This is a genomic window from uncultured Psychromonas sp. (assembly GCF_947489755.1).
Lineage (GTDB): Bacteria > Pseudomonadota > Gammaproteobacteria > Enterobacterales > Psychromonadaceae > Psychromonas.
The window spans coordinates 160965-184817 of sequence record NZ_CANLFB010000004.1; the positions used below are offsets into that span (position 1 = coordinate 160965).

At 37.5% G+C, this 23853-nt stretch carries 22 protein-coding genes and 1 pseudogene; 12 read left to right on the plus strand and 11 right to left on the minus strand.

The annotated features are described in order from the left end of the window. Positions 1-93: 93 nt before the first annotated feature. Both hda and Q0794_RS03810 read right to left on the minus strand, forming a co-directional pair. Positions 94-822, minus strand: coding sequence for a DnaA inactivator Hda (gene hda / locus Q0794_RS03805; RefSeq protein ID WP_298940230.1), 729 nt, complete (start codon positions 820-822; stop codon positions 94-96). A gap of 8 nt (positions 823-830) precedes the next feature. After that, entirely contained in the window at positions 831-1880 is a 1050-nt protein-coding gene (locus Q0794_RS03810; RefSeq protein ID WP_298940232.1) for a DUF2066 domain-containing protein, read from the minus strand. 276 nt (positions 1881-2156) lie between these two features. On the opposite strand from Q0794_RS03810, the gene purM reads away from it, so the two are divergent. Beyond that, positions 2157-3197 carry a phosphoribosylformylglycinamidine cyclo-ligase gene (gene purM, locus Q0794_RS03815; RefSeq protein WP_298940233.1) on the plus strand — a complete coding sequence of 347 codons (1041 nt, stop codon included), beginning with the start codon at positions 2157-2159 and terminating at the stop codon, positions 3195-3197. A 4-nt stretch (positions 3198-3201) separates the two neighbouring features. Beyond that, the gene (gene purN / locus Q0794_RS03820) at positions 3202-3855 is read left to right on the plus strand and encodes a phosphoribosylglycinamide formyltransferase (protein ID WP_298940234.1); all 654 of its coding nucleotides are present in this window, start codon (positions 3202-3204) and stop codon (positions 3853-3855) included. 115 nt (positions 3856-3970) lie between these two features. Here the strand turns inward: purN and Q0794_RS03825 are convergent, their stop codons facing one another. Together Q0794_RS03825 and Q0794_RS03830 are read right to left on the minus strand one after the other, a co-directional pair. Further along, positions 3971-4651, minus strand: a complete 681-nt coding sequence (locus tag Q0794_RS03825) for an LrgB family protein (protein WP_298940236.1) — start codon at positions 4649-4651, stop codon at positions 3971-3973. Then, positions 4651-5193 (minus strand): CidA/LrgA family protein, encoded by a 543-nt coding sequence (locus Q0794_RS03830; protein WP_298940238.1) that lies wholly within the window; start codon positions 5191-5193, stop codon positions 4651-4653. The genes Q0794_RS03825 and Q0794_RS03830 overlap by 1 nt, the downstream gene beginning before the upstream one ends. An 86-nt stretch (positions 5194-5279) precedes the next feature. Here Q0794_RS03830 and murQ point away from each other — a divergent pair, with 86 nt between their 5' ends. Further along, positions 5280-6173 carry an N-acetylmuramic acid 6-phosphate etherase gene (murQ, locus tag Q0794_RS03835; RefSeq protein ID WP_298940240.1) on the plus strand — a complete coding sequence of 298 codons (894 nt, stop codon included), beginning with the start codon at positions 5280-5282 and terminating at the stop codon, positions 6171-6173. A 568-nt stretch (positions 6174-6741) separates the two neighbouring features. Here murQ and galU read toward each other — a convergent pair. The 4 genes from galU to Q0794_RS03855 form a co-directional block, all read right to left on the minus strand. Then, positions 6742-7569 carry a UTP--glucose-1-phosphate uridylyltransferase GalU gene (galU, locus tag Q0794_RS03840; protein ID WP_298940242.1) on the minus strand — a complete coding sequence of 276 codons (828 nt, stop codon included), beginning with the start codon at positions 7567-7569 and terminating at the stop codon, positions 6742-6744. A 98-nt stretch (positions 7570-7667) separates the two neighbouring features. Further along, positions 7668-8540, minus strand: a complete 873-nt coding sequence (rluB, locus tag Q0794_RS03845; RefSeq protein WP_298940245.1) for a 23S rRNA pseudouridine(2605) synthase RluB — start codon at positions 8538-8540, stop codon at positions 7668-7670. Positions 8541-8706: 166 nt separating this feature from the next. Then, the gene (locus Q0794_RS03850; RefSeq protein ID WP_298940247.1) at positions 8707-9327 is read right to left on the minus strand and encodes an L-threonylcarbamoyladenylate synthase; all 621 of its coding nucleotides are present in this window, start codon (positions 9325-9327) and stop codon (positions 8707-8709) included. A gap of 55 nt (positions 9328-9382) precedes the next feature. Then, on the minus strand, positions 9383-10231 hold the full coding sequence (locus tag Q0794_RS03855) for a PHP domain-containing protein (RefSeq protein WP_298940248.1): 849 nt from the start codon (positions 10229-10231) through the stop codon (positions 9383-9385). A 336-nt stretch (positions 10232-10567) separates the two neighbouring features. Here Q0794_RS03855 and Q0794_RS03860 point away from each other — a divergent pair, with 336 nt between their 5' ends. From Q0794_RS03860 to Q0794_RS03890, 7 genes are all read left to right on the plus strand, one after another. After that, positions 10568-12187: an anthranilate synthase component 1 gene (locus Q0794_RS03860; RefSeq protein WP_298940249.1), complete on the plus strand. Its 1620-nt coding sequence runs from the start codon at positions 10568-10570 to the stop codon at positions 12185-12187. Between the two features lie 4 nt (positions 12188-12191). Beyond that, positions 12192-12857, plus strand: a complete 666-nt coding sequence (locus Q0794_RS03865; protein WP_298940250.1) for an aminodeoxychorismate/anthranilate synthase component II — start codon at positions 12192-12194, stop codon at positions 12855-12857. Then, complete coding sequence (gene trpD / locus Q0794_RS03870; RefSeq protein ID WP_298940251.1) at positions 12857-13879, plus strand: anthranilate phosphoribosyltransferase; 1023 nt, start codon at positions 12857-12859, stop codon at positions 13877-13879. Before Q0794_RS03865 ends, trpD begins: the two co-directional genes overlap by 1 nt. Continuing rightward, positions 13872-15284 (plus strand): bifunctional indole-3-glycerol-phosphate synthase TrpC/phosphoribosylanthranilate isomerase TrpF, encoded by a 1413-nt coding sequence (gene trpCF, locus Q0794_RS03875; RefSeq protein WP_298940252.1) that lies wholly within the window; start codon positions 13872-13874, stop codon positions 15282-15284. The genes trpD and trpCF overlap by 8 nt, the downstream gene beginning before the upstream one ends. Positions 15285-15381: 97 nt before the next feature. Next, positions 15382-16569 (plus strand): tryptophan synthase subunit beta, encoded by a 1188-nt coding sequence (trpB, locus tag Q0794_RS03880; protein WP_298940253.1) that lies wholly within the window; start codon positions 15382-15384, stop codon positions 16567-16569. Beyond that, the gene (gene trpA / locus Q0794_RS03885; RefSeq protein WP_298940254.1) at positions 16569-17387 is read left to right on the plus strand and encodes a tryptophan synthase subunit alpha; all 819 of its coding nucleotides are present in this window, start codon (positions 16569-16571) and stop codon (positions 17385-17387) included. The genes trpB and trpA overlap by 1 nt, the downstream gene beginning before the upstream one ends. Positions 17388-17414: 27 nt before the next feature. Beyond that, complete coding sequence (locus Q0794_RS03890; RefSeq protein WP_298940255.1) at positions 17415-17984, plus strand: septation protein A; 570 nt, start codon at positions 17415-17417, stop codon at positions 17982-17984. A 116-nt stretch (positions 17985-18100) separates the two neighbouring features. On the opposite strand, the pseudogene Q0794_RS03895 reads toward Q0794_RS03890, so the two are convergent. Then, positions 18101-18583, minus strand: a pseudogene (locus tag Q0794_RS03895) (SDR family oxidoreductase); the annotation flags it as partial. A gap of 176 nt (positions 18584-18759) precedes the next feature. Continuing rightward, positions 18760-19050, minus strand: a complete 291-nt coding sequence (locus Q0794_RS03900) for an SDR family NAD(P)-dependent oxidoreductase (protein WP_298940256.1) — start codon at positions 19048-19050, stop codon at positions 18760-18762. Positions 19051-19654: 604 nt separating this feature from the next. Between Q0794_RS03900 and Q0794_RS03905 the strand changes: the two genes are divergently transcribed. Together Q0794_RS03905 and alr are read left to right on the plus strand one after the other, a co-directional pair. Beyond that, positions 19655-20914: a D-amino acid dehydrogenase gene (locus Q0794_RS03905; RefSeq protein ID WP_298940257.1), complete on the plus strand. Its 1260-nt coding sequence runs from the start codon at positions 19655-19657 to the stop codon at positions 20912-20914. 8 nt (positions 20915-20922) lie between these two features. Continuing rightward, complete coding sequence (alr, locus tag Q0794_RS03910) at positions 20923-22005, plus strand: alanine racemase (RefSeq protein WP_298940258.1); 1083 nt, start codon at positions 20923-20925, stop codon at positions 22003-22005. Positions 22006-22100: 95 nt separating this feature from the next. Here alr and Q0794_RS03915 read toward each other — a convergent pair whose 3' ends face one another. Next, complete coding sequence (locus Q0794_RS03915; RefSeq protein WP_298940259.1) at positions 22101-23561, minus strand: HD domain-containing phosphohydrolase; 1461 nt, start codon at positions 23559-23561, stop codon at positions 22101-22103. Positions 23562-23853: the final 292 nt, after the last annotated feature.

The following is a 23853-nucleotide window of genomic DNA, read 5'->3' on the forward strand; positions in this document are numbered from 1 at the left end:
TCAATTAAAGCGCCTCTAAAAACAAAAAAGCCATTTCAGAGTAAGTGGCTTTTTATTGGATTTTATTTGAGGCCTTAGGCTAACTGTTTTGAGTTATAAACGTAAGACTTCCTTAACGAAGGGAATTGTGAGTTTTCGCTTCGCCTCTAATGATGCATTATCAAGTTGATCTAATGTATTAAGCAGCATGCACATTTCACGAGAAAGACGATTTAACAGAAAACGTCCAACATCAATCGGTAAACGCATGCCCTTTAATTGAGCACGTAATTGTAAAGCACCTAATTTTTCTTCATCATTAAGCGGTTGTAAATGATGGCAAGCCCCCCACTCTAAACGCGAAACTAAATCAACTAACTCAATTCCTATTTTTTTAGGTAAGTCACTAGCAGAAATAACTAAATTGGCACCAGGCACTCGGTTATCTTTATTATCTAACCAGCGATTATAAAAATCAAACAGGGCTTTTTCCCATTTTTTATCACCCGCAATAGCATCGACATTATCAATACAAACAAGCGTAATATTTTCCATGTTCTCGAAAATATCTAAGGTCATGCTGCGGTAATGATGCAAAGGAATATAAGCAACCGTTTCGCCTATTTCATCGACTTCGGAACATAATGCATGTAGTAGATGAGAGCGACCACTGCCGGACTCTCCCCACATATATAATATGGGTTCGCCGATACCTACTACGTTATTTTTAAGTAACGTTAATAGTTCTGCATTTTGACCTGGATAAAAGCTAGCAAACGTTTCATCGTCTGGAAACTTTAAAGCAAGTAAAGGGTATTGAAATCTTAATTCATCTTGAGGCATTAAATACTCTATGGTTGCCAATTATAGTAAAAAGGAGCGGTCGATATTAAATCTTTTTGCAATTTTGGTTGTGCGTTCAATGCATTTTCCAAACTTGCTAAGCTACCTTTTAATGTCACTAATACTTCTAATCTTTTATCATCTAAACTAACAACTTCAAAACTCTCTACAGAATTTAAGTTATTAAGAATATCGTTAATACTCATTAACTTTTCAAGAGAGTTAATATTATTAATATGTAATAACTGAGCACTTCTCTTACCATTATTTTCTAAAATGGCAAATTGCTTAGCATAGTAATCAGCGATTTCACCTAGCATGGTAGACATCACACCTGCTTTATCGCCATTACTTATTTGTTTAATCAACACCTGATTTTTTTTACTTTGCGCATTATACTTTACTAGTTCCCATTTTAACTGCCATTGCTGCGCGTTGATACTCGTTAAATTGGCTAACACAAAATATTCTGCATCATAACGTTTAGAGGCTTCAGCAACAGTTTGATAAAAACGTCCACTGACATCAGCAACTGATACCGTTAAGAGATCATCCAAATCAACAAGCGGAAATTTCCCTGTGATCCCACGTTCTATTTGCGACTTATTCAAGCCCCATGATATTGCACCATCTTGGCTACTATCAATCATGTTTTCAGATGCTAATTGTCTGTCTTCATTCACTAACCAAATTAATGGACTAGGTCGTGTTTCGCCCCAAATAGGCTGTTGCATAGCAATAAGTGCATTATTGATTGCACCTTTCTCAAAAAGTGCAGAATAAAAACGTTTATCGTCAATATCTTGGTAACCAAATTGAGCCAGCATATCCGGTATGCTTTTAGCCAACGTTTTACTGCCATCTAAATTAACAATATCTACATTACCCGAGACTTTAATTAAAACTTGTTCAAGCGCTGCTTCTCTTAATTTAGTTTCATTGCTGTCTTCTGCAGGTACTAACCCTTGATAAGGACTGATCTGCGGCAAAGCAATGCTGTGTAGCGAGAAAAACAGACTTATTACAGCAAAAAAACGAACTAAATGATGACTTTTCATTTATTTACACAACCATTAAATTAATCAATATGAGGGAGATCATAAGCAGATCCTATACTAATGCAAGTTTCAGGTAATAAATATCTTAAAAGGCCTGACTATTATATGTATTTTAATCACTTAGCACGAGTATTACGAAAATATTCAGCAAAATAGACAATTCTTTTCAGAAATAATTCGACCCTAGTCCTATAAATGCTAAAATGCGGGCAATTTTAATCTTCTAAACTTTTTAAAGCGATATTCGCTTTTAACTTCTATTTGTGGGGAATGCAAGTGAGCAACCAAAAAACCTCTTTAAGCTATAAAGACGCTGGTGTTGATATTGACGCAGGTACAGCATTAGTTGAACGTATTAAAGGTGTAGCAAAACGCACTAAACGTCCTGAAGTAATGGGCGGACTTGGTGGTTTTGGCGCTTTATGTCAACTACCAACAGGTTATAAAGAGCCATTATTAGTTGCAGGTACTGATGGTGTAGGCACAAAATTACGTTTAGCAATTGACCTTAAAAAGCATGACACGGTTGGTATTGATCTTGTTGCTATGTGTGTGAACGACTTAATCGTTCAAGGTGCAGAGCCACTATTTTTCTTAGACTATTACGCAACAGGTAAATTAGATGTTGATGTAGCAGCAGACGTTGTAACGGGCATTGGTGAAGGTTGTTTACAATCAAACTGTTCATTAATCGGTGGCGAAACTGCTGAAATGCCAGGCATGTATGAAGGTGAAGATTACGATATCGCTGGTTTCTGTGTTGGTGTTGTAGAAAAAGAAGGTGTTATTGACGGTACTAAAGTAGCGGCAGGCGATGCACTAATTGCAGTTGGCTCAAGTGGTCCTCACTCAAACGGTTACTCACTAGTACGTAAAATTTTAGAAGTATCAAAAGCAGATACTAGTGCACCATTCGGTGACTCAACATTAGGCGATACTTTATTAACGCCAACTAAAATCTACGTTAAGTCTACTTTAGAGTTAATCAAAAACTGTCCAGTACATGCTATTTCACATATTACTGGCGGCGGTTTCTGGGAAAATATTCCTCGTGTATTACCCGCTGGCAGTAAAGCAGTTGTTGATGGTAAGAGCTGGGAATGGCCTGCTATTTTCAACTGGTTACAAGAAAATGGTAACGTTGAAACAGAAGAAATGTACCGTACATTTAACTGTGGTGTTGGCCTGATGATTGTTGTTCCTGCTGCTGAAAAAGAAAAAGCAGTTGAGATCTTAAATGCACAAGGCGAAAACGCTTGGGTATTAGGTCATATCGAAGACGCAGCTGAAGGTGAATCTCAAGTAGAGATCAAATAATACAATGGCGACTAAAAAGGTAGTTGTACTTATTTCAGGAAGCGGCAGTAACCTGCAAGCATTAATGGATAAGTTACATAAACAGCAAATAAATGATCAACAAGTCGAAATTGTTGCTGTGATCAGCAATAAAGCAGACGCGTTTGGATTACAACGTGCTAGTGAAGCAAATATCCCTGCTATCTTAGTTGAAAGTAAAGGTGTCGGATCGCGTGAGCAATACGATGTTTTATTAGCAGCTGAATTAGATAAGTTACAACCGGATCTTATTTTATTAGCAGGGTTTATGCGTATTTTAACTTCTGATTTTGTTAATCAATATCAAGGTAAAATGCTTAATATTCACCCATCTTTGCTACCAAAATATCCAGGCGTTAATACACATCAACGTGCTATTGATGCTGGTGATAAAGAGCATGGTGCAACCGTCCATTTTGTTACACCAGAGCTTGATAGTGGTCCAACAGTATTACAAGCTAAAGTGCCTATTTTCTCTGAAGATAGTGCGCAAGACTTAGCAGAACGAGTATTAACGCAAGAGCATCAAATATATGCCCTCGCTGCCTCTTGGTTTGTGGGTGGTCGTTTGAATATGCAAGGTCAGTATGCCTATTTAGATGATAAGCAATTAGATGAGTTTGGTTACGCAGCTGATTAATTAGCAAGTACTTATCAGGTTTATTAAACTGTAATGAGTGTAATTTCAAAAAAACCGAAGCTTGCTTCGGTTTTTTATTGTCTATTGTTAACTATAAATCTGGCTTTAAGTAATCTTAAGCAATGAGCCACTGATACAGTATAGGCATAATCAACGCTGATAATATTGCGCATACAATCAAAGCAATAGAAGAAAAAGCCCCAGCCTCTTCATTATCTTCTAAAATTTTAGCCGTACCTAAAGCATGTGACGCACAACCAATTGCAACGCCAATCGCTTGTTGATCCTTTACTTTACACAAGGTTAAAAAAGGCAAACCAATACTCGCCCCGATAATTCCAGCGAAGATAACCATAGCAGCAGTCAAAGACACAATACCGTTTAACTTCGAACTAATTTCCATCGCAATAGGCGTAGTCACCGATTGTCCAGCAAAAGAAGCAGCCGTAATTAAATCTGCACCTAACAAGGGCATAATGTAAAAGGCACAGAAGAAAGCAACAAAAACAGCTAATAAACAACTGATAAGAATGAATTTCAAACGTGATCTAATAACTTTTAGTTGTAAATAAAGTGGCACGGCTAACGCAACAATAGCGGGTTCTAAAAAGGCGGTTATGATGGAAGTCCCTTGCTGATAATCAACAAAAGGAATATCAAAGATGAGTAACGTTAAGATTAAAACAAAGATGGTTAACAAAACAGGGTTTAATAACCCACTTGGTTTTAAGCGATATAACTTTTTTGCCAAATAAAATAACAATAAAGTAAATGGCGCTGCAATATAAACAAACATTACCTTTCCTCTCTGCTTAACCATTGATAACAATGGCCGACCATGAATAACGTAAATAATGTAGTAAAGAACAAAGAGAATATAATCACTAGCCAATGTGTCGCAATTAATTCAAAATAGTTAACTAAGCCAACACCAATAGGTATAAATAATAACGCTAAATATTTTAAGAATAAATTACCAGTAAATTCAATCCAGCTTAATTTAATAATACCAAGAGAAAGCGCTACAAATAGCATCAACATCCCCAGTATAGAAGCCGGAAAAGTAACTTCAAAATAGCTAACAATCATTTTAGCGATAGATAAGAACATCATAATAATGAGTAAACCTAATACGAGTTGTAAAGTGTTTTTTACTAATGTCGCTAGTTGCTGCCTTTTGGTAAACGCGATGCTATCTGTATTACTTTCATTCTCTGTATTGCTCGCATAATCTTCATTTTTAACTTCTGGCTTACCCTCATCATTTTTTATGTTGACACTTTTATGATTAGCTGTTTTTTGCTCTTGTTTCTTAGGTATTTTCGAAGGCTGTTTCATGATATCAATTCAACTCGATTAAGTGAGCTGTTATTATAGCAAGTTACGCCCTCAGTGTTAAAAGCTATTATAACTAAGTGACTATTATGAGTTTATCTTTACAACAATTTACGACCGAAAGTCGCAATCAAACCAGTGCAAATATTGATACTGTCTCAACATTAGACATGCTGACTATTATTAATAATGAAGATAAAAAAGTAGCGTTAGCCGTGCAAAAGATCCTCCCCAATATTGCTCAAGCCGTTGATGCAATTCAACAAGCGTTCACTAAAGGTGGTCGTTTGCTCTATTGTGGAGCGGGGACTTCTGGTCGATTAGGTATATTAGATGCCAGTGAGTGCCCTCCTACTTTTGGCAGCTCAGCCGAGCAAGTGATTGGTTTAATTGCAGGTGGTAAACCTGCTATTTTAAAAGCCGTTGAAAACGCCGAAGATAATATTCAAGCAGGCCAGCAAGATTTGCAGAATATACAATTAACTAATAAGGACATTATTGTCGGCATTGCAGCGAGCGGACGAACGCCTTATGTCATAGGTGCGATGCAATATGCAAAAGCTCAAGGCTGTACAGTTATCAGCCTTTGTTGTAACAACGAGAGTGAAATGGCTCATATTGCAGATATAAAATTAGACGTGATTGTTGGTCCTGAAGTCGTCACGGGATCCTCAAGAATGAAAGCAGGCACTGCGCAAAAAATGGTACTGAACATGCTTACTACTGGCTCTATGATAAAAAATGGTAAAGTATTTGGTAACCTAATGGTTGATGTGCAGGCAACGAATGCCAAGCTAATAGAGCGCCAAAAGAAAATAATAATGGAAGCAACAGACTGTTCACGAGAAATTGCAGAAGTGGCATTAAAAGAGTCAAGTAATCATTGTAAAACAGCAATCGTAATGGTGCTAACGGGCTTAGATGTTAACCAAGCTAAAAACAGTTTAAAACAACATCAAGGCTTTATAAGACAATGCATTTAACAACAATATTATTTGCCACTCGATTTAGTGACATTTAGTAATAATAATCCTTTACCTAATCTTATTCTCCCTCTCTGTCTTCGTGGGTAGTATGATTTTGTATTTTAAAAAGTTTAAAAATCCCCCTGTGTCAGACTAGTTGTCGCCCCTTAGTCTTCACTTAATAATAAAGACAGGAAGCGGCTATGCTGCACAAAGAACACGAAGGAATACAAGTAAAAAACAAGGCTATTAAACAATAAACACGTTTTATCTACCCCTCTTTGTCCTTCGTGATTAATGTGGTTTTATATTTTAGAAAATTTTAAAAATAATAAATGACCACGAAGCCGCTACGCTGCACGAAGAACACGAAGGAAGACAAGTAAAACAACAAGACTATTAAACAATAAATGCTTTTTATCTAACCTTCTTTACCCTTCGAAGTTTCGTGATTGATCCGGTTTGTTATTGTAAAGGGGTTTTCAAAATAGTAAGTAACTACTACCCCCCGTTAATATATAAAAGGCAAAAAAAACCGCTCAGATTAGTGAACGGTTTTTCAATAAATAAGCGATTTAGTTAATGCTTATTCTTCATATAAATTTTCATAAACAAAATTTGTCGCTTCAATGTAACCAGGTACACTACCGCAATCAAAACGCTTACCTTTGAATTTATAAGCTAAAACACAACCTGATTTAGCTTGCGCTAATAATGCATCAGTGATTTGAATTTCACCTGCTTTACCTGGTTTAGTGTTCTTCAATATTTCAAAAATATCAGGCGTTAAAATGTAGCGACCGATAATAGCAAGGTTACTTGGCGCTGTACCAGGAGCTGGTTTTTCAACCATATCATCAACGCGGTAAATATCATCTCTGATAACTGAACCTTTAATGACACCATATTTATGTATTTCGTCTTCAGGTACTTCTTCAACTGCAACAATTGAACAACGGAACTGTTCATATAAAGCAACCATCTGCTTTAATACGCCATCACCTTCTTGATTAATACATAAGTCATCAGCTAATACCACGGCAAAAGGTTGATCACCGATCAACTCTTGTCCTACCAATATAGCATGGCCAAGACCTTTCATTTGACGTTGACGAATGAAAGAAAAAGTCGCGGTATCCATAATTTTACGGATATCTTTTAATTTTTCTTCTTTTGGTGTGCCACTGATTTCTTTTTCTAATTCATAATTATGATCAAAATGATCTGAGATAGAATGCTTGCCTCGGCCTACCACAATTCCCATACCAGTCATGCCAGCTTCGATGGCTTCATCAACCCCAAATTCAATCAAAGGTTTGTTAACCAATGGCATCATTTCTTTCGGCATTGACTTAGTTGCAGGTAGAAAACGTGTGCCATAACCTGCGGCTGGAAATAAACATTTTTTAATCATAATCCCTCACTTAATTAATACATTTACTTGATTTAAATCTACTTTATCACTCTTTTATGCATAAAACACCTAACATAATAGAGTGATAATTTAAAAATCTAGCTTCTTGTACGAGTAACACGACGACGTTCGCCGGCTTTACGATGTTGATTATGCTTTTTAACCGCTCGGCGAATTCTCGCTTGCGGATTAGTTACTTTATTCGTTTCAACACGGACTTTAGTCTCCGTTTCACGCGGCATGTTCACTAATTTTCGTAAATAATTTACTTCTTTCAGTGTTAGTTCTTGCCAACCGCCCTGCGGTAATTGATTATTTAGAATAATATTACCGTAACGAACACGCATTAAACGGCTAACTTGTAGACCTTGGCTTTCCCATAAACGACGAACTTCACGAGTACGGCCTTCCGTTAATACAACATGGAACCAACGGTTAATACCTTCACCACCATGTTCTTTAATATCTAAGAATTTAGCTTCACCATCTTCAAGCTGAACCCCCATGCGTAAACGGTTTAAAATAGCTTCAGTAACATCACCAAAAACACGTACAGCGTATTCACGTTCTATTTGTTGACTTGGGTGCATCATTTTATTAGCGAATTCACCATCTGTTGTAAACAACAATAAACCTGATGTATTAATATCTAATCGACCAATAGAAATCCAACGCGAACCTTTTAATACAGGTAAGCGGTCAAATACTGTTTTACGGCCTTCCTCGTCACTACGGGTACAAACTTCACCTTCAGGTTTGTTGTAAGCCAAAATACGACAGACAACACTCTCTGCAGCTTGGTATTTAACAACATGGCCATCAAGTCTAATCACTTGCTCTTGTGTAACTCGTTCGCCTAATTCAACAATTTTACCATCAAGGCTAACACGCCCTTCTGCAATCACTGTTTCCATTTTACGACGAGAACCTAATCCAGCACGGGCTAATACTTTTTGTAATTTTTCACTCATTTTCTTTTCCTTTGGGTAATTCACATTATGCCAACTGCACTTTTTATTGCGCTAAACATAAAAGCGACTGTGCATACATTTCATTTTTTAACTATTTTACGAATTATTTTTTAACTGTTTATACAAAAAACTATTCAGATTTAAACTAAACCGTCTTTTTCAATTTTTATTGGAATGGGCTTAAATCACCCGCCCCTTCTCTTACAATAACAACTTCATCATCCGACAAATCAATCACGGTTGTTGGTGACTCTCCGAGATATCCACCATTAAGAATCAAATCTACTTGATTTTCTAATAGGTCTCTAATCTCTTCTGGATCAAACTCAGTACTGGTTTTACCCGGTAAAATAAGACTAGTTGTCATTAATGGTGTTGTTAATTCTTCTAATAACGCTAATGCAATTGCATTATCTGGAATACGAATACCAATCGTACGTTTGCTTGGGTTCATTAAACGTTTAGGTAAATCTTTAGTCGATTTGAAAATAAATGTATATGCGCCGGGTGTATTATTTTTCAACATACGATAAGCGCTATTATCAACACGAGCGTAGACTGCTATTTCAGCAAGGTCTTTACATACAAGTGTGAAATTATGCTTTTTATCTATTTTTCTAATGTGACACATGCGTTCTAATGCGTGTTTATCATCGATTGCACAACCTAATGCATAACCGGAATCAGTAGGGTAAATAATAACTCCCCCTTTCTCGATTATTTCAGCAGCCTGTTTCATCAAACGCTTTTGTGGGTTTTCAGGGTGAACATAAAAAAACTGACTCATAATTCTCTTCTACTGTTAATGTTGGTTGTGCTTAATATTTTATAAAAAAGGTGACTTAATCAAGCCGTTTGCAAGCAGGCCAATTATGCCAAATTGGCAGGCAAATATCAGGTAAAAATAAACTTTTTCCTAAATCACGCCAGCGCCCAACAAAGTGGAAGTCGCTGCCCTGTGAAGCCATTAAGTCATATTCTTTACTCCACATGCCGAGTTGCAAACGCATTTGTGGAGATTGCTGTCCGATCGCAACTTCCATTGCATCGCCACCAGCGGCTTTGAATGTAATCAATAATTTTCTTAACCATTTATTCGATAAGCTATACGCATCAGGGTGTGCCAATACTGCTTGACCACCAGCCGCTTGAATAACCTCAATCGCATTAGCTAAATCAACCCAATCATGTGGTACATAGCCAGTATTTCCACGACTTAAGTATTTATCAAACACTTTAGGGAAAGTAGGCGCAACACCAATTTCAACAAGATAACGAGCAAAATGAGCGCGGGTAATAGCACCATCGCCTGCTAAGGCTTTTGCGCCTTCATAGACATTCTCTATATTGGCTTTGGCTAAACGTCTGCCCATTTCAATGGCACGTTGCTCACGTTTCTCTTTCTGGATTTCAATTAACTCAACTAATGCAGGATGTGTAGGGTCGATATTTAACCCAACCACATGAATTTCGTGATTCAACCAATTGGTAGTGACTTCAATGCCATTGATGAGTTGCAGTTTTAACTCGTTATCCTGAATATACTGTGTGGCTTCAACTAATCCATCGACAGTGTCGTGATCAGTAATCGCTAAAAAATGAACTTGTCTATTTTCAGCACGTTGTACTAATTCGCTGGGTGTGAGTTGTCCATCTGAGGCTTTAGTATGAGAATGAAGATCGATTAACATGAATATCCTAAAAATAACCTTGACATTAGGAGCAGAATGCAAAAAAATAAGTCCTAATTAATACGGGACGTATAATATATGATTTTTAATACAATTACTCTTAAAGATTCTTGGTGGCACTCATTCTCATAAGCGAGCAATGAGGTTTTTGTATATTTAATTTTCCCAGAAAACCAATTTTAAAGCTCGCATATTGCGGGCTTTTTTCATATTTGGAACAAACAAAAAATAAACAGGTAGGCGACAATGACCATTTTATACACAGTCTTTAATTGGCGATGGCAAATAAAACAACAATAAAAACCATTTGCTCATAATATTATTAAGGACTTAAACATGAATACTCTACACCCTATTGGCGTATTAAAAACCATTGAAGCACCCTGCAGTTACATCCTAGATTCCCTAGGGTTATTTCAACAAATAAGTGCTAAAAGCGACCATCACTTACTGTTTGATTCAGCAGAAATTGAAAGTAAAGAACACTTAAAAAGTTTACTACTTGTTGATGCTTGTTTGAAGCTGACTTGCCAAGGCTTAGTCGTCACACTAGAAGCATTGACCGATAATGGTAAAGATCTTCTTACCTTCATTGCGCCCAAATTCTCAACACAATTAATTACCGGCCAAACACCTAGTCGACTACAACTCACTTTCCCACAATCTGATACCAGTGGTGATGAAGACCAGCGTTTAAAATCAGCGTCTCCGATGGATGCCATTCGTTGTTTAGTTGACCGTATAAAAAAACGTTCAACACATTCAGAAGCTTTATTTCTAGGCGGTGTATTTGCTTATGATTTCATTGCAACTTTTGAACAATTAATAGAAGTGCCTGACGGCGAAAACACCACTCCTGATTATGTTTTCTATGTGGCAGAAACATTAATGATTCACGACCACCAAACTCAACAAAGTGAAATATTAGGCAGTATTTTTGGTGGCTTATATTCAGATGAAAGCGAACTAAGAATTACCCAGCGTATTACTGAGCTACAAGGCCTATGTGATAACTTCATCGCCCCTATTAATCAGCAAATGACCATTGACGCAAAAGTCTCAGTCGATGTCTCCGATGCAGAATATTGCGCCATTGTAGAACAACTCAAAACGAATATCGTAAAAGGTGATATTTTCCAAGTAGTGCCTTCTCGTAGTTTCTCTTTACCTTGCCCAGACCCAATTTCAGCTTATCAAAAACTGAAAGAAACCAACCCAAGTCCTTATATGTTTTATTTAAAAGACAGCGACTTTATTTTGTTTGGTGCATCACCAGAGAGTGCGATTAAATTCACACAAGAAACACAAGACGTTGAAATTTATCCTATCGCAGGCACACGTCGTCGTGGTTTTAATAAAGATGGCACTATCAATAAAGATTTGGATGGCCGCTTAGAACTAGAGCTACGTCTAGATAAAAAAGAAACCTCTGAGCATCTTATGCTAGTTGATTTAGCACGTAATGATGTTGCGCGCATTAGTGAGCCTGGTACACGCCATGTGGCTGAACTCTTACAAGTTGATCGTTACAGTCATGTTATGCACTTAGTGTCGCGTGTTGTAGGTAAATTACGCAGTGATTTAGATGCGTTACACGCTTATCAAGCTTGTATGAACATGGGTACCCTTGTCGGCGCACCGAAAATAAGTGCTTCTAACCTAGTGCGTAAAGTAGAAAAGAAACGCCGTGGTAGTTACGGCGGCGCTGTTGGTTACATTAACGGCAATGGTGATATGGATAGTTGTATTGTTATTCGTTCTGCATTTGTTAAAGATGGTATTGCACAAGCACAAGCTGGTGCAGGGGTTGTTTATGATTCAGTTCCTCAGCTTGAGGCCGACGAAACACGTAGTAAAGCCGCTGCTGTATTAAACGCTATCGCATTAGCTCACGGAACTACATTGGCTAACGTAACGTCAGCAGTTAACGACACTGCCGCTAAGCAAGGAGAATAAGGTCATGACAATGCAAACTAATAATATCAATCAAGCACCTAATATTAACCAAGCGCCTAATATCAACCAAGCAAATAAAGCGACCTTATTTTTTCTTGATAACTTTGATTCATTTACTTACAACTTAGTGGACCAATTTAAAACAGCCGGTTATCCCGTTAAAATTTATCGTAATAATCAGAGCGCAGAACAAATTAAAGCACACATTGATGCTTGTGAAGGTGAAGTTGTTTTAGTGTTATCACCAGGTCCAGGCACACCAAGTGCAGCAGGTTGTATGATCGATTTAATCACTTTATGTAAAGGCCAAGTGCCTATTTTAGGAATATGCTTAGGCCATCAAGCATTAATCGAACAATATGGTGGAGTTGTTGGTCAAGCAGATGAAATACAGCACGGTAAATCATCTTTAATTGCACATTGTGCTGACAAAATGTTCACTGGATTATCACAACCACTTTCTGTGGCACGTTATCACTCTTTAGTGGGTACATCGGTTCCCGCTTCGCTAGAAATCGTGGCACAATATAACGGCATGTGCATGTCGATTTATCATGAGCATGATAAGGTGATCGGTTTTCAATTTCATCCTGAGTCTATTTTAACTTGCGAAGGTGCCCAGCTTTTAGAAAACAGTCTCAACTTACTGACTGCAAAGGAGAATAAATAATGAGCCAATATGATGTGCAACCGACCTTAGAAAAGCTTTATCAAGGTGAAGGGCTCAGTGAGCAACAAAGTCAGGCATTTTTTGAACAAGTTGTCTCTGGTGATATGGACCCAATCGTCTTATCGTCAGTATTAACCGCATTAAAAATAAAAGGTGAAACACCCACTGAAATTACTGGAGCAGCGAAAGCACTCTTAGCACAAGCTAAAAAGTTTCCTCGCCCTGATTACCCTTTTACAGATATCGTTGGCACCGGTGGCGATGGTCTTGGTACTATTAATATATCAACAGCAAGCGCATTTGTTGCTGCGGCCTGTGGTGTCAAAGTGTGTAAACATGGCAGTCGTAGTGTTTCTAGCAAATCAGGTTCATCGGACTTACTAGCTGCGTTTGGTATTAACTTAGATATGTCACCAGAAATAGCACGCCAATGCTTAGATAATTTAAATGTGTGTTTCATTTTTGCACCAAGCTATCACGCAGGCATGCGTTTTGCAGCGCCCGTTCGTGCAGCATTAAAAACACGTTCAATATTCAATGTACTCGGCCCATTAGTCAATCCAGCCCGCCCAGACTTTGAATTAATGGGTGTTTATGCACCAGAGTTATTATTACCCATTGCAAAAGTACATCAGCAATTAGGCATGAAACGTGTCATGGTTGTGTATGGCAGTGGTTTAGATGAAGTCGCTTTACATGGTAGTACTCAGGTCGCTGAATTACATAACGGTGAAATAACAGAATACACATTAACACCGGAAGATTTCGGTGTTGATTACTACCCTGTTGAAAGCATTTTTGGTGGTACACCAGAAGAAAATAAAGACATCATCGAAGACATTCTACAAGGTAAAGGCACGGCTGCTCAACAAGCCGCTGTCGCGATTAATGTATCAGCTCTATTAGTGTTAAACGGTAAGGCAGATAACTTTAAACAAGGCACAGAAATGGCTATAACAAGCATGCAATCAGGTCAACCACTATCACTATTAAAACAACTTGCGGAGCAAAGCAATGCTTAATGATCAAAGTTTACAAGAAACTATTTTAGGCAAAATTGTTGATGACAAGTTGCTATGGGTTGAAGAAAGAAAACAACAACAACCTTTAATTAAATTCAAAGACGAATTAGTAGAAAGCGACCGTCACTTTTATGAAGCACTAGATCAACAAGATAGTGTGTTCATTCTTGAATGCAAAAAAGCCTCCCCGTCAAAAGGCTTGATACGTGAAGACTTCGATTTAGACTTAATCGCTAGCGTTTATAAAAACTATGCCTCTGCGATTTCAGTACTGACTGAAGAAAAGTATTTTCAAGGTGATATGGAATACATTAATAAAGTGCGAGAACAAGTAACACAGCCGGTTATTTGTAAAGACTTTATTGTTGATCCTTACCAAATTTACTTAGCGCGCTATTACAAAGCCGATGCTATTTTGCTGATGTTGTCAGTGTTAGATGATGATGCTTACCAAGCTTACCGAGATACTGCGCATAGCTTGAATATGGGTGTATTAACCGAAGTCAGTAACGAGCATGAATTAGTCCGTGCTATTGCACTCAATGCTAAAGTTATTGGTATTAACAATAGAGACTTACGTGATCTTAGTATCGATTTAAACCGTACTAAAGAGCTGGCCGTAAAAATACCAGCAGACCGCATCGTTATTTCAGAATCTGGTATTTACAACCATCAACAAGTAAAAGAATTAAGTCAATATGCGAACGGATTTTTAGTCGGCAGTTCTATTATGTCTCAACCCAATATTGACCGAGCTTGTAGACAACTTATTTTAGGCGAAAACAAAGTGTGTGGATTAACTCATGCACGTGATGCTGCAGATGTTCATAAAGCGGGTGCCGTCTATGGTGGCTTAATTTTTGTTGAACAATCACCTCGTTTGGTTGCACTAGAACAAGCTCGTTTAGTGATGCTAGGTGCACCTCTTTTGTACGTAGGTGTTTTCCAAAATGAAGATATTGAGCTAATTGCCTACACAGTCAAAAGCTTGGGGCTCAGTGCGGTACAGTTACATGGTGATGAGACACCAAAATACATTAAAGAGTTATTAACAGTCTTACCTAAAAGCTGTGAAATTTGGAAAGCCCATGGCATCAGTGATAGCTTACCTGCATTTGAAAAATACAATGTCAGTAAACATATATTAGATACACGTGTTGGTACGCAAAGTGGCGGTACAGGACAAGTCTTTGATTGGTCACTATTGAATTCACAAAATAAAAATATTGATAAAAGCACTATTTTATTAGCGGGTGGTCTTACTCCAGAAAATGCACAACAAGCCGCATTAGTTGGCTGTGCTGGGTTAGACTTCAATTCAGGTGTTGAATCTGCCCCAGGTAAAAAAGACGCAGACAAATTAAACCGTAGTTTCTCAGCAATACGTCAGTACATGAAAAGATAGACATGCAACGATAACCATGAAGCGATAGTCATGTAGTAATAAACATGGCTCATGACAAGAAACAGACAGTAATAAACGCATTATAAGGTAAAAAAACATGAAAACGTTAGACGCATATTTTGGTGACTTTGGTGGTATGTATGTACCACAAATATTAGTCCCAGCATTAAAGCAGCTTGAAGCAGAATTCTTAAAAGCACAAACGGATGAGTCTTTTAACGCTGAATTACAAGACCTATTAACAGAGTATGCTGGACGCCCTACTCCGTTAACATTGTGTCGTAATTTAACCAAAGGTAAAAAGACTAAGTTATATCTTAAACGTGAGGACTTATTACACGGTGGTGCACACAAAACTAACCAAGTACTAGGACAAGCCCTATTAGCAAAACGTATGGGCAAAACTGAAATTATTGCTGAAACAGGGGCAGGCCAACATGGTGTCGCTACTGCCTTGGCTTGTGCGTTATTAGGGCTTAAATGTCGTGTATACATGGGTGCAGTTGATTGCGAACGCCAAAAACCTAACATGTTTAGAATGCGTTTAATGGGCGCAGAAGTGATTCCTGTAACATCAGGGTCTGCCACCTTAAAAGACGCTTGTAATGAAGCATTGCGTGACTGGGCTGGTAGCTACGATACATCACATTATTTACTAGGTACTGCGGCAGGTCCACATCCATTCCCTACCATTGTTCGTGAATATCAAAAAGTGATTGGCGAAGAAGCAAAAGTACAATGTTTACGTAAAGAAGGTATTTTACCTAATAAAGTAATTGCCTGTGTTGGTGGTGGTTCAAATGCAATCGGTATATTCTCTGATTTTATTGATGATGAGAACGTAGAGCTTATTGGTGTTGAGCCAGGTGGTCACGGTATTGAAACCGGTGAGCATGGCTGCCCTATCGCGTGTGGTACTGATGGTATTTTCTTTGGAATGAAGTCATTAATGATGCAAGATCAACAAGGGCAAATCCAAGAGTCATACTCTATTTCAGCAGGCCTTGACTTCCCATCTGTTGGTCCACAGCATGCTCACTTAGCCAAAACGGGTCGAGCACAGTATGTCAACGCGACTGATGACGAAGCATTAATGGCATTTAAAGCACTAGCAGAACAAGAAGGGATCATCCCCGCACTAGAATCTGCACATGCCTTAGCACACGCATTAAAAATCATAGAAGAAGATGATAAAGAACAAGTGATTATTGTTAACTTATCTGGACGTGGTGATAAAGATATCTTTACTGTTGCCGATATTTTCGAAGAAAGAGGTCTAATCTAATGACACATCAGACACAGCGTTATGCACAACTATTCGAACGTTTAGCAGCTAAAAATGAAGGTGCTTTTGTTCCTTTCGTGACGATAGGTGACCCAAACCGTGAACAATCTCTAAACATTATTAATACCTTGGTTGATGCAGGTGCAGATGCTTTAGAATTAGGTATTCCATTTTCTGATCCAGTAGCAGATGGTACAGTTATTCAAGATGCTTCAATTCGTGCCCTAGAAGCCGGTACAACACCACAAGTTTGTTTTGAAATAATTAAAGAAGTACGTGCTGCGTATCCTGAAGTACCGATTGGTTTATTATTATATGTAAACCTCGTATTTCGTAACGGTATTGAAAACTTTTACCAACGTTGTCAAGAAGCCGGTGTTGATTCTATTTTAATCGCAGATGTGCCTTTACACGAAAGTGCTCCATATCGCGCAGCCGCTGAAAAGTTTGGCTTACAGCAAATTTTTATTGCACCGCCTAACGGCGATAAAGCGACATTGCAACAAGTTGCAGAATACGGACAAGGTTATACCTATCTATTAAGCCGTGCTGGTGTAACTGGTGCAGATGCTAAAGCTGGTATGCCGGTTGAACATATGCTTGAAACATTAGGTGAGTATAATGCACCACCGTCATTGTTAGGCTTTGGTATTTCACAACCAGAACAAGTTGCCAATGCCATTAAATCTGGTGCTGCCGGAGCAATTTCAGGATCAGCTGTGGTTAAAGTAATTGAACGTAACCTTGGTAACCCTGAGAAAATGAAAACAGAAATGGCTGAATTTATCAGTGCAATGAAAGCAGCAACAATTAAATAATCTATTCACTTTAAAGAAGAGAGTTTCATGAAACAATTGCTTGAATTTATACCATTAATTATCTTTTTTGCCGTTTATAAAATGGTCGACATTTATGCGGCAACGGGGTCATTAATTGTAACCACAGGTTTATTACTTGCTTATAACTACTATAAGCATCGTAAAGTTGAAAAAATGCAAGTGATTACTTTTATCATGGTCTTTGTATTCGGCACATTAACATTGATATTGCACGATGATGTCTTTATTAAATGGAAAGTCACCTTCATCTATGCGCTGTTTGCGATTGTACTTTTAGCAAGCCAGTTCATCTTTAAAAAGTCGATTATTAAACAGATGCTAGGTAAAGAAATCACCTTGCCAGATAAAGTATGGAGCAATCTAAATATTGCTTGGGCCCTCTTCTTTATTGCACTTAGCTTACTTAACATTTATGTTGCATTTAGTTTGCCTCAAGAAGTTTGGGTAAACTTTAAAGTCTTTGGATTAATGGGCGCAACGTTAGTGTTCACGTTATTGAGTGGTATTTACATCTATAAATATCTACCAAAAGATAAAGAAAAAACGGAAGTTGAAAGTAAAAAAGAGTCTGAGTAATCATTCATTAAATATCTTATTTAATGTTTAAAATATAAATCCGATGTCGTTAACACATCGGATTTTTTATTTAAAAACCCCGATGTTAACTCTATTTCCTCTTAAATATTAATTGACTACTTACCACCGGCTAAATCAATAAAAGTTCCAGTAATATAAGACGCGTCATTTGATAACAGAAATGCAATCGATGCAGCAACCTCTTCAGGCCGACCACCTCGTTGAAGTGGTATTAAATGTTTAACACGTTCGATACGATCGACTTCTCCACCATCAGCGTGCATTGTCGTATCAATAAATCCTGGACGTACACCATTAACGCGAATATTATCTTTTGCCACTTCAAGCGACAACCCTGTTGTTAAGGTGTCGATTGCCCCTTTAGATGCAGCATAATCCACATATTCAAAAGGAGAACCTAACCTTGATGCTGCGGAAGAAACATTAACAATTACCCCACCATTTTTCATTCGTTTAATCGCTTCTCTGCAACATAAAAAATAACTGGTTACATTTGTCATTAGCACTTTGTTAATTCGTTCAGCTGACATATCAGAAACACGCATCTGTGGTAAAAGAATACCTGCATTATTAACTAACCTCAATTCTGGTTAACGAAAGCGAAAGGTTATTTGAAATCATATAGTTATAATAATTTATTATACAATACTGCTAGTTGTGCGTAGTTCAAGGCAAATTGTTGAAGCAATAACTGGTTATTGGGAAATAATTTAACGACGAAATTCGCTCAAATAGTGGTGTTGTATCGCTTTTCTTATCCGGAACTGAGGTTAACTAAGTGAGTTATTGGTCCCAAAGCACTATCAATCGTATTAAAAAGGCGAATAACATCATTCTCATTTGAAACATCTGCTTGCACTGCAATGGCTTTCCCCCCTTCTCTTTCTATTTGAGTAACTACATTGGTTGCTTCAATTTTGTTTGACATAAAATTAACACAAACAGCATAACCTAACTTAGCAAGGTGCTTTGCAGTAGCCGCACCAATACCTCGAGAGCTACCGGTGATTAAAACAATAGAATTATTGAGCACTTGAAAAGCCATTTAACGTTCTCCTTAAATTATTGTTATTTTTAGATCACTTTAGTTGTGGGTAAATGAAGCTTAACGCTATCAATTATAAAAATTTACTTAAAAATCTACACCCTTCAGCCAATAGATACTATGTTAAGGTAATGTATCCGGTCAGCTTAACAGTCACTATAAAGTTGAGTGAAATAATAATTTGCTCGTTTTTAAAGTCAGACGTGATCACAAAGTTTCCTCTTACATCCGTTATATTGGGCACTAAATAATCGCATATAAAATGAGCACTCCGATACTTTATTTTCTCAACCTTATCCACTAAACATAAAACTTAATGCTTATGGCAAACTACAACTAAGAAAGAACACTTTAAGTATTAAAAGAACACAAATTACACAAACGTATTACATATGTTTATTTAATGTTACTGAACACTTTAAACTTCCCTTTAAATTGGTTAAATATTGTCTAAGATTCTAGTTCTACTGCCTTTTATAGATTAAAATACTGATTTTTCTTTTATTACAGTTTTTTATGCTGAAACAATTGTAAATACAATCATTAATAATTCTGAATATCATCTATGATGTGTTTTCGAATTGATGATTATTTTGGGATGAAAATGAAAGTTTTAATATTAGGTTCTGGTGTAATAGGCGTAACGAGTGCTTGGTATTTAGCTAAGTCTGGACATGATGTCACGGTAGTTGACAGACAATCGAGCGTAGCTAATGAGACGAGCTTTGCTAATGCAGGACAAATATCACCAGGGTACTCTGCTCCTTGGGCTGCGCCAGGTATTCCCGTTAAAGCAATGAAATGGTTGATGCAAGAACTTGCTCCTTTAAAGATTAGCATTAAGGATCTAGACACAGAAACACTAGTTTGGATGACCAAAATGGTCGCAAATTGCAATACCAAAGACTACCACATCAATAAAGCTAGAATGATGAGAGTTGCAGAATATAGCCGTGACTGTTTAAAAGAGCTGAGAAAAGAAATCAATATTGAATATAATCATAGAACACAAGGTACGTTACAAGTATTCCGTACTGAAACCCAAGTAAAAAGCTCTAAAAAAGATATTGAAGTATTAAAAGAATGTGGTGTTGAACATAAAATTCTAACTGCAGAAGATTGTTTAGGGTATGAGCCAGCGCTTCATCATACGATTAATAAAATCGTGGGCGGTATTCACTTACCTAATGATGAAACCGGTGATTGTCACATGTTCGTTACTGAATTAGCTAAAGCATGTGAAGGCATCGGTGTTAAATTTGTAATGGATACCAACATTGAAAAAATAAACAAACAAGGTAATGAAATAGTGAGCGTTTCTACTGATAAAGGTGAAATGACCGCTGACACTTACTTAATGGCTCTAGGCTCTTTCTCTACACACATGCTTGCTAATATCGGTATAAGAGTCCCTGTTTACCCTATTAAAGGTTACTCGCTGACTATCCCAATTCAAGACTACGCTTCAGCACCAGAATCTACGATTATGGACGAAACGTACAAAGTGGCAATCACACGTTTAGGCGATCGAATTCGAGTCGGTGGCACCGCAGAAATTAGTTCATATAACCTAGAACTATTAGAAAAACGTCGTAAAAATATAGAGTTCTCAATTGCTGATTTATTCCCACATGCAACTGATTTAACAAAAGCTGAATTCTGGACCGGTTTAAGAGCAATGACCCCTGATGGCACGCCTATTTTAGGTAAAACCAATATTGATAACTTATTCTTAAATACAGGTCACGGTACACTAGGCTGGACGATGTCTTTAGGATCGGCAAAATTTGTTAGTGACGTTATCAACGACAAAGCAACCGATATCGATGACTCAGGTTTATCTGTAGCGCGCTACGGGCGCTAGGAGGAAAAATGTCTAGACCAGCAACAGCGGTTATTAAACTAAGTGCAATAAAACAAAATTATTTATATGCAAAATCTCTCGGTAAACCAGCTAATGCGATTGCGACGATTAAAGCGAATGCTTACGGTCATGGTGCAGTTGAAGTGGCTAATGAATTAAGTGATGTAGCAGATGCATTTGCCGTCGCTTGTATTGAAGAAGCGAAAGAATTACGTGATGCAGGCATTCAACAGCCAATTTTGTTATTGGAAGGTTTTTTTAGCGACGATGAATTAACGTACATTAGCGAATATAATCTATGGTGCGTCGTACATAGCCAATATCAGATAGACGCGATTCAAAAAGCGACGTTTGATAAGCCAATTAATGTTTGGTTAAAAATGGACTCTGGTATGCATCGTTTAGGTTTTTTACCAAACGAATATGCTAATGCTTGGCAGCAGCTCAATAAAATGCCGCAAGTAAATGAGCTTGCGCATATTACGCATTTTTCATCCGCTGATGACCTTAAATCACCATTAACAGCACAGCAATCAACACTTTTTCTAGAAACTATTGGTGAATTACCTGGTGATGTGAGTATTGCTAACTCATCAGCCGTATTAACTAATTCAATGCCAGATAGAGTGCAATGGGTACGCCCGGGCATTATGCTTTACGGTGCGTCACCAATTGATAGCAATGACATTGCAAAAAAATTAATACCTGCCATGACATTTAAAGCAAAAGTTATCTCTCAACGTACCATTGATAAAGATGAAGGTGTTGGTTACAACGCACTTTGGAAAGCTGACAAAACCACGAAGATAGGTACAGTTTGTATTGGTTATGCTGATGGTTACCCAAGACACGCAGGGTCAGGCACACCTGTCTTCATTAATGGACAAAAAAGTCAATTATTAGGTCGTGTTTCAATGGATATGATCATGGTTGATTTATCAATGTTTGAAGATCAAGACTGTGTTGGATATGACGTTGAATTCTGGGGTGATAATATCGCAGTGAATGACATTGCAAAATGTGCAGATACGATTGGTTACACGTTACTTTGTGGTTTATCTCGTCGTGTATATAAGCAATATATTAAGTAACCTAATGTAAAATAACGGTCACACTTAGTACAAAGACAAACAAAAAAGGCCTATCAATTTATATTTATATTGATAGGCCTTTTTATTGCTCTACTTTAGGCTTCAGCTTTATCTTGAAAATCAGCCGCAATAGCAACAAACTTATTTTCGATAGCAATAAATGCTTTCACTACTGCCGGGTCAAAATGCGATCCCTCACCTTTCATAATAATATCTTTCGCTTCTTGATGTGAAAAAGCAGGTTTATAAACTCGTTTAGAAATCAACGCATCATAGACATCAGCTAAAGCCATTAAACGTCCAGACAAAGGAATGCTTTCGCCAGAGAGTTGATTTGGATAGCCAGAGCCATTCCATTTCTCATGGTGTGATAAAGCAATTTCTTTTGCAATTTCTAAGAAAGAGCTACTACCTAACTGTTTTTCTGCTGTCGATAAAGCATCAGCACCAATTTGCGCATGGCCTTTCATTATTTCAAACTCGTCATCGGTTAACTTGCCAGGTTTAAGTAATATATTATCGGGTATGCCTACTTTACCAACATCATGCAACGGCGCAGACTTATATAACAGTTCGATATAGCTAGGGGTTAATAACGCAGCATACGCAGAGGATTCACTCAAGTTTTCAGCCAAGGCTTTAACATATTCTTGTGTGCGTAAAATATGCGCACCGGTTTCATTATCACGAGATTCAGCTAACGCAGATAGACTAACAATCGCCACATCCCTTGTCGTTTTAACTTCATGTTGAGCAAACTCAAGGCTATCTAACATTTTGTTGGTTAGCGATGCTGTTGAACCGAATTCATCGTAACTAAAAATAGGCAAACGAGCACCAATACTACCTTCACTAACTCTTTTTAAAGCACATTCTTGGCTCAATAAAATACGCTTGATAACCTTACTCCATAAGAACATAACGGCCATCGCATACCCCGTCACCAAAGCCGCGATATAAATAAGTTCTTTGATAACGCTGATTTGACCACTGCCATCCATGACCAGTTCAGGGTTATGCTTTAACCAAAAAATATCTTTTACTGCGACCATAGACAATGCAGCAGTAAGAATCACCAATAAAAGAACCACTAACCAAATCATTTGATTAATTAAAGAGTGGCGTTGACCTGAAAACTCAAACTCAAATTGATCCGTTTTTTCCATTTCATCCATTTGTGCGAGTTTAGCTGAAAGCTGTAAAAGGCAGCCTGTGAAGAATCCAAATAACGCCATCCCGAAAACAATTTTCACATTACTATCTAACCCAAAGTCATAAACAACATTGTAATAAACGGCTAATGGAAGGCTGACAATGAAGAAGCAAAGTGTATCCAGCTTGATTTGTTTTATCTGTTTATTCAATGTGTGGTGAGGTAACAGAAAATGGCGGACTAACAATAAAATAGAAAAGGTAATGGATACATGAACAAAAACTTCACTGACGGTCAAGGTCGCTAAAAAGGGACAAACCCTTCCACCATAAATACCAAATAAAATAGCAGCGAGAATGTAAAGCTTAAAAGTACGAGAAGCATTGTAATTTGAGCTGTTCATTGTGCACCTTGTTAATACTTAGATTCAAACGTTTCACTTTTATAGAACAACTAAACATAGCTATTATAATGACTTACCAGCCATTAAAAGTGTCGAAGAGTAGATTGGAATTTATGTTTAATAGTAATAAGAAACAAAAACAACAAATAACTAATTAACACTATAGCCAATAATAGGTATAAAAACTAAGCAAATGCTTCTCATTTATTAGTAAATAACCTCAATTCTGCTTAAGGAATTGAACTAAATGCCCACCTAGCGATCAGATCTTTCGACCAAGAACGATTTGAAA

What these genes read in the sequence shown, in the direction of transcription:
- galU (WP_298940242.1), bottom strand. Translation starts at nt 7,569, where the DNA reads ATGATTAAAAAATGTTTATTTCCAGCCGCAGGTTATGGCACACGTTTT.
- Q0794_RS03810 (WP_298940232.1), bottom strand. Translation starts at nt 1,880, where the DNA reads ATGAAAAGTCATCATTTAGTTCGTTTTTTTGCTGTAATAAGTCTGTTT.
- Q0794_RS03865 (WP_298940250.1), top strand. Translation starts at nt 12,192, where the DNA reads ATGACAATGCAAACTAATAATATCAATCAAGCACCTAATATTAACCAA.
- Q0794_RS03855 (WP_298940248.1), bottom strand. Translation starts at nt 10,231, where the DNA reads ATGTTAATCGATCTTCATTCTCATACTAAAGCCTCAGATGGACAACTC.
- alr (WP_298940258.1), top strand. Translation starts at nt 20,923, where the DNA reads ATGTCTAGACCAGCAACAGCGGTTATTAAACTAAGTGCAATAAAACAA.
- Q0794_RS03915 (WP_298940259.1), bottom strand. Translation starts at nt 23,561, where the DNA reads ATGAACAGCTCAAATTACAATGCTTCTCGTACTTTTAAGCTTTACATT.
- Q0794_RS03890 (WP_298940255.1), top strand. Translation starts at nt 17,415, where the DNA reads ATGAAACAATTGCTTGAATTTATACCATTAATTATCTTTTTTGCCGTT.
- trpD (WP_298940251.1), top strand. Translation starts at nt 12,857, where the DNA reads ATGAGCCAATATGATGTGCAACCGACCTTAGAAAAGCTTTATCAAGGT.
- trpCF (WP_298940252.1), top strand. Translation starts at nt 13,872, where the DNA reads ATGCTTAATGATCAAAGTTTACAAGAAACTATTTTAGGCAAAATTGTT.
- trpB (WP_298940253.1), top strand. Translation starts at nt 15,382, where the DNA reads ATGAAAACGTTAGACGCATATTTTGGTGACTTTGGTGGTATGTATGTA.
- Q0794_RS03830 (WP_298940238.1), bottom strand. Translation starts at nt 5,193, where the DNA reads ATGAAACAGCCTTCGAAAATACCTAAGAAACAAGAGCAAAAAACAGCT.
- Q0794_RS03900 (WP_298940256.1), bottom strand. Translation starts at nt 19,050, where the DNA reads ATGGCTTTTCAAGTGCTCAATAATTCTATTGTTTTAATCACCGGTAGC.
- trpA (WP_298940254.1), top strand. Translation starts at nt 16,569, where the DNA reads ATGACACATCAGACACAGCGTTATGCACAACTATTCGAACGTTTAGCA.
- Q0794_RS03905 (WP_298940257.1), top strand. Translation starts at nt 19,655, where the DNA reads ATGAAAGTTTTAATATTAGGTTCTGGTGTAATAGGCGTAACGAGTGCT.
- Q0794_RS03860 (WP_298940249.1), top strand. Translation starts at nt 10,568, where the DNA reads ATGAATACTCTACACCCTATTGGCGTATTAAAAACCATTGAAGCACCC.
- rluB (WP_298940245.1), bottom strand. Translation starts at nt 8,540, where the DNA reads ATGAGTGAAAAATTACAAAAAGTATTAGCCCGTGCTGGATTAGGTTCT.
- hda (WP_298940230.1), bottom strand. Translation starts at nt 822, where the DNA reads ATGCCTCAAGATGAATTAAGATTTCAATACCCTTTACTTGCTTTAAAG.
- Q0794_RS03825 (WP_298940236.1), bottom strand. Translation starts at nt 4,651, where the DNA reads ATGTTTGTTTATATTGCAGCGCCATTTACTTTATTGTTATTTTATTTG.
- murQ (WP_298940240.1), top strand. Translation starts at nt 5,280, where the DNA reads ATGAGTTTATCTTTACAACAATTTACGACCGAAAGTCGCAATCAAACC.
- Q0794_RS03850 (WP_298940247.1), bottom strand. Translation starts at nt 9,327, where the DNA reads ATGAGTCAGTTTTTTTATGTTCACCCTGAAAACCCACAAAAGCGTTTG.
- purN (WP_298940234.1), top strand. Translation starts at nt 3,202, where the DNA reads ATGGCGACTAAAAAGGTAGTTGTACTTATTTCAGGAAGCGGCAGTAAC.